Source organism: Nonomuraea aridisoli (assembly GCF_003236395.1).
Taxonomy (GTDB): Bacteria; Actinomycetota; Actinomycetes; order Streptosporangiales; family Streptosporangiaceae; genus Nonomuraea; species Nonomuraea aridisoli.
On sequence record NZ_POUD01000417.1, the window covers coordinates 1 to 5423 of the forward strand.

The 5423-nt window shown below is 71.6% G+C and carries 3 protein-coding genes; all 3 read right to left on the reverse strand.

Annotation, left to right across the window (positions count from 1 at the left end):
* The coding region (locus C1J01_RS45740; protein WP_111185264.1) for a type IV secretion system protein at window positions 1–1888 on the reverse strand (1888 nt) is incomplete at its 3' end.
* Window positions 1885–4362 (reverse strand): ATP-binding protein, encoded by a 2478-nt coding sequence (locus C1J01_RS45745; RefSeq protein ID WP_111185265.1) that lies wholly within the window; start codon window positions 4360–4362, stop codon window positions 1885–1887. The genes C1J01_RS45745 and C1J01_RS45740, both read right to left, overlap by 4 nt.
* Before the next feature lie 47 nt (window positions 4363–4409).
* A partial coding sequence (locus C1J01_RS45750; protein WP_220040449.1) for a MinD/ParA family ATP-binding protein occupies window positions 4410–5423 on the reverse strand: 1014 nt, incomplete at its 5' end.

Sequence of the window (5423 nt, forward strand, 5' to 3'; positions counted from 1 at the left end):
AGCCACCGCCGGACCCGCCGCCGAACCAGCCACCCGCCGAACCGCCGCCCGAACCGCCGCCCGACCCGCCCGTGGAGGCGGCCGCCGCGGACCCGGACGAACCTCCCGTCCCGCCGACGCGCGGCCCGCCGTTGCGCGGCCGCGCGGCGCCGCCCAGGTTGAGCGGGGGCGCGGTGCCCCTGCGCGGTTCGAGCGAAGCGCGCGCCGCCGCCTTGCCGCCCTGGTGGTCGGTGTCGAGCGGCGCCGCCGTCGCCGGGATGCGGGTGCCGGTGGGCGATCCCTCGCCCTCCTCAGCGCGTACGCGCGCCTGCCCCGCCGCGGCCGTCGCCGCCGCGCCCGCCGGGTTGGCCACGCTCGCCGCCCTGATGAGCGGTTCGGCCTTGCGCAGCCCCCAGCGTCCGATCCGGGCCGAGGCGACCGGCGGCAGCACGCCCACCGACCGCTCCAGCACCGACGAGCTGGCCGCCTCGCCGAGCATGCGGGTCGTCACCGTGTGACCGCTCATCGAGGCGAACAGGTGCTGGAATGGCCGCCGGTAGAAGAACACCGCGATCGTCAGCAGGGCCATGAACAACACCTGGAGCCCCCACGGCATGGCCGTGGAGATGATCAGCGCGTAGCCGTACACGAGGACGCTGAGCACGATGGTCAGCACGGCCTGCCGCAGCAGCGTGCCGATGAGCATCTCCACCCAGCGCATGGCGATGATCCGCCCGCTGCCCGGATGGACGCCGATGAGCAGGAAGACCGGCCCGAGGATCAGCAACAACAGGAATCCGACCTTCAGCACCAGCAGCGAGACCGCCACCAGGAAGATCAGCAGACCGGCCACGATGGCCGCGATGAACGCGCCGACGGCCACGCCGAGCCGGTTGCTCCAGTCGCGGCCGGAGAAGACGGTGTAGCGGGGGTCGTTCCTGAGGCTGCTGGCCAGCGCGGCGTACTCCGACTGCCGTTCCCCCACGTCGGGGGCGGGCTGCCCCGGCACGGCCGGCGGGATCGACTGGATCTCCAGCATCTTGCGGCCGAAGTCGCGCACGATGGGCTGCTGCGGGTCGGAGGTGCCGAACAGGCCCACCAGCCACGGCTTGCAGACCAGCGTGGACCACAGGGCGTCGGCGTTCTGCTCGACTCCCGGCGTGCCGGTCTGGCCGTAGCCGCCCGCCCTGACCTCGGGGGTGGTGTCGCCGGGAGGCGGCAGGCAGGACGCGCCGCCCGCGCCGGGCAGGCCGGAGAAGGCGGAGTTGACGACCTCACCGGTCTTGTCGGTGACGACCTTGCCCAGGCCGGTGAAGTCGCCGGGACGGCTGAAGAACCAGACCGCCACGGTGACCGCCAGCACCATCCAGATCACGCCCTCGGCGGTCGTGGTGGCCCGCTTGCGGATGAGGCCGTACCAGGCCAGCCAGATCGCGCCGAGGATGATGACGGGCTGCAGGAACTGCCAGTACATGGCGTCGGCGAGGTTCGTGACGATGTCGTCGACGACGTCCTTGATGGCCTGGAGCGGTCCCTCGGTCGCCGCGGCCTGGTACGTGGTGATCGTCAGCCGGTCGATGGCCTTGGCCGCGGTGAAGATGCCGTTGGCCCACATGTTGCCGAGCACGGCGACGTAGTCGGAGCAGCCCAGGTCGTGCGTGTGCCAGAACTGGCCGCTCATGCCGAACTGGGCGTAGTTGGTGGTCGGCGCCTGGGGCCCGCCCTCCGGGGGCGGCGGCTGGATCATGCCGTCGGTGCCGCCGCCGATCACCTCGGGGGCCAGCGCGCCCGACAGGTCGCAGGGCGCCGCGGCGGCCGGCTGCGTGGCGCCCACCGCGAGCGGCACCACGAGCATGCCGAACGCCAGCGCGAGAACGAGCGCCAGCCGTCTGGGTAGCCGGATCTTCATGACCGCACCTCCTGCGCCCTGCCCACGCCCCCCTGAAGATCATCATGCCCCGCGCTCACGGGTTTGTCGTGTGTCGGGTTCGTGTCGAGCCAGCGGAGAAGTTCCTCGGAGATCAGGTCTACTCCGATGCGGCCTGCCCTGCCATCCAGATCACGGAAAATGCATTCGCCGTTGCCGAGCGAGCGGAGCACGGCCTTGTGCTCCTCCGACGGCTCCACCCCGAGCAGCGACATGACGTGGTCCACCTCCACCCGTTCGGTGGACCGGAACGCGAACACGGACGACAGACAGTTGGTCACCTGCTCGTTCAGCAGGTCTCCGGCGTTCTGCGAGACGAGCACGAGCGCGGTGTTGCGGGAACGGCCCATCCGGCTGACCTCGGGCACCAGCTTGGCGCCCTCGGGCGTGGAGGTGATCGCCCACGCCTCGTCCAGGAAGATCGCCTTGGGAGCGCGCCGGTCGAGGCCGTTCATCAGCCTGCGCGCGAACTGGGAGACCAGGTAGAGCAGCGCCACCGACAGGCGCTGCTCGTAGGAGTAGTCGTCCCTGACCGTGGCCACGTCGGGCAGCGTGAGGCCGCCCAGCGTGAACACGGTCGTCCAGCCCTCGGTGTCGATCTGGTCGCCGCCCGAGGGGTCGAAGCAGAGCCGGGCCAGGTGCATCTCCGACATCGAGCGCAGCACCGCGCCCAGGTTCTTCGAGGCGGGGTCCTCGGCCTGCTCCAGATAGTCGACGACCTTGCCCAGCGACGGCCCCGGCTGGTTCGACACCGCCGCCACCGCCTGGATCATCGCCGACTCGCGCTCCTCCGACATGCGCGGCAGCAGCAGCCGCAACGTCTCGGTGGCCATCGTCTTCTTCGCCGCGATGTCGTCGCCGAACGAGAACGGGTCGAGCAGCCCGGGCGCCGCCGAGCCCAGCGGGATGACGCGCGCCTTGCGCCCCCGCTTCTCCAGCAGCTGCACGAGCGACTCCGCGTCGCCCTTCGGGTCGATCACCGCGACCGTGACGCCGCGCAGCGCCATCTGGTAGATCATCAGCAGCGCGAGCGTGGTCTTGCCGCCGCCCGGCTCGCCGGTGATCGCGATGGCGGTCGGCCGGTTGCGGGTGGCCGCCACCAGCGGGTCGAAGTGCACGATGCTGCGCGCCCTGCCGACGGTCTCGCCGATGTACGGCCCCAGCCAGCCCTCGCTGCCCTCGCCGATCCGGTCGCCCAGGTCGACGGTGGCCGTGGCCATGCCGCCCGCGATCGTGCGCAGCGGCTGACGCTGGGCGTAGGCGTTGACGCGCACCTTCTCGCCCGGCAGCGACTCGCAGAACAACGAGAACTGGTCGCCGGTCGAGTTGACCACGTCGATGCCCATGTCGCGGTAGTGCTCGACCACCGCCTCGACGCGCTGCACGCAGATGTCCTCGGTGGGGGCCGAGACGATCAGGCGGTGCCAGCCGTACACGAAGGGCAGGCGTTCCTTGGTGATGCCGTGCTCCAGCATGCGGGCCGCGTCGATCTGCTCGGCCAGCGCCAGCGGCGCCTCCGCGCCCGCCTCGCGGATGTGGTTGTCCATGTCGCGGGCGTGCGCCAGCTTGCGGGCGACGTCCTTCGACGCCTTGACCGCCGGGATGAGCCGCAACCGCGAGGAGATCTCCACCGGGAACGGCAGCTGGTCGGCGAAGTGCATCCACGGCTCGCCGTCGGGGAACGGCATGAGGTCGGGGAACCGGGCGAACGACAGGTAGGCGACGTACGAGTCGCCCTGCGGCTGCACGATCCGCAGCAGCGACCTGCCGTTGTGGATCTCGCCCTCGACCAGCGACTCGATCTCGCCCCTGCCCCAGCGCCGGCGCGGGCTGGCCGACGGCGGCGGGTCGCCGATGCCGCCCGCGGCCGCGTGCTGGAACAACCACGCCACCTCGACGGAGGTGGCGTGGCGGGCGTAGAGGGCGCTCGATGCGAGTGCTCGGCCGAGGCGTTCGGCCTGTTCGGTCCACCGCCCGATCTCGCTGTCGGGCACGTGGTCGTCCTCCATGCCGAGGACCTTCTCGGTCTTCTGGTAGAAGCCGAGCAGCTGGGCGAGCACGCCGGCGCCGAGCTGCTTGCCGCGCGGCCCGAGGCGTACGCCGAGGTAGACCTCCTTGGTCCAGAAGTCCTTCGCCCAGACGTGCCGGTACATCTCCTCCAGGTAGTCGCGCCAGCCCGGCCCCTCGTCGGAGGTGGAGTTGAGCGCCATCGCCCACTCCGCCGCCGGGTACGTGCGGTGCGCGACCCTCAGGTGGACCTCGGCGTCGGGCATCCGGATCGCGGCCAGCGCGATCGTGATGTTGGTGGCCAGCGCCTCGCGCTCCTCCGGGGTGACGAACTCGTAGCTGACCGTCGGAAGCCGGAAGTACGCCCATGCGCAGGTGTCCGTGAGCAGGATGCGGTCGTCGAAGTAGCGGACCGCGAGGCGCTGGTGCGCTCGGGACGCCCTGCTCATGCCGCCCCCTCGGCGCATGAACGGGCCAGACCTGCTCGCTTGTTCACTTATCGCTCACCGATTCTCGTGCCCGGGGGGTCACTCGCCAACTCCTCTTCGCTCGGTCGTACGGTCTGTGCCGCAAAGCCCGCGACCACGACACCGGCGAGGGCGAGATAGGCCCGCCGCCCGGCCGCGCGCAACTGCCCGGGATCGACGACCTCGGCCCCTTCGGGCGCCAGACCGTCCTCCCAGGGGACCCTGACGATGGCCCGGCACCTGCCTCTGGCCACCGACTCCGCCTGCTCGACGTCGGCCATCGAACGCCTGCTCACGCCGTTGACCACCATCACCGCACGCCTGCGCAGCTCCGCGCAGCCGTGCCCGTCGAGCCACTCGTACGTCATCGCCACCGCCTCCGACGCCTCCTCGCTCGCCGGAACCACCAGCACGAGCTGGTCCGCGTACGGCAACAACCGGGCCGCCAGGGCGGCGGCCGGGTCGATGACGGCCAGCTTGTAGTGGCGGTCGAGCAGGCGCATGGATTCGCCGAGCCGGTGGTCGGAGAAGAAGGACCGGTCCGCAAGGCGCTGTTCGGCGCCCGCGTCGGTGTCCGCGCTGATCACCTCGAGCCCCGAGGCGGTCCGCGTGGTGTATCCCCGCATGGTGAGATAGCCGCTGACCCGGTCGAGCCCCGACAGCAGCGAGGTCAGGGTCTCGGGGGTCTCCGGCTGGATCTTGCTGGTCAGGGTGCCGCCGCCGGTGTTGGCGTCGACGGCGACGACCCTGTCGTCACGGTGCTTGGCGAGGGTGTGGCCGAGCATGAGCGCCGTCGTGGTCTGGCCGGCGCCGCCGGTGCAGCCCAGCACGACGATCCTGCGGCTGCCGGAGAACACGCCTCTGGCCCGGGCCTCGTCGATCTCCGACCCGTCGGTGCGCATCCCGCCGCCGCCGACGACGACCTGCGCGATCCGCCGCCACCCGCCGGGGTCACGCCCGACGACGGACTCGACCCGCCGCACACGCCCGTCCCCGGGCCGCGGCACGGGCACCGGAGCGACCACACCCCCGTCCCCGACCAC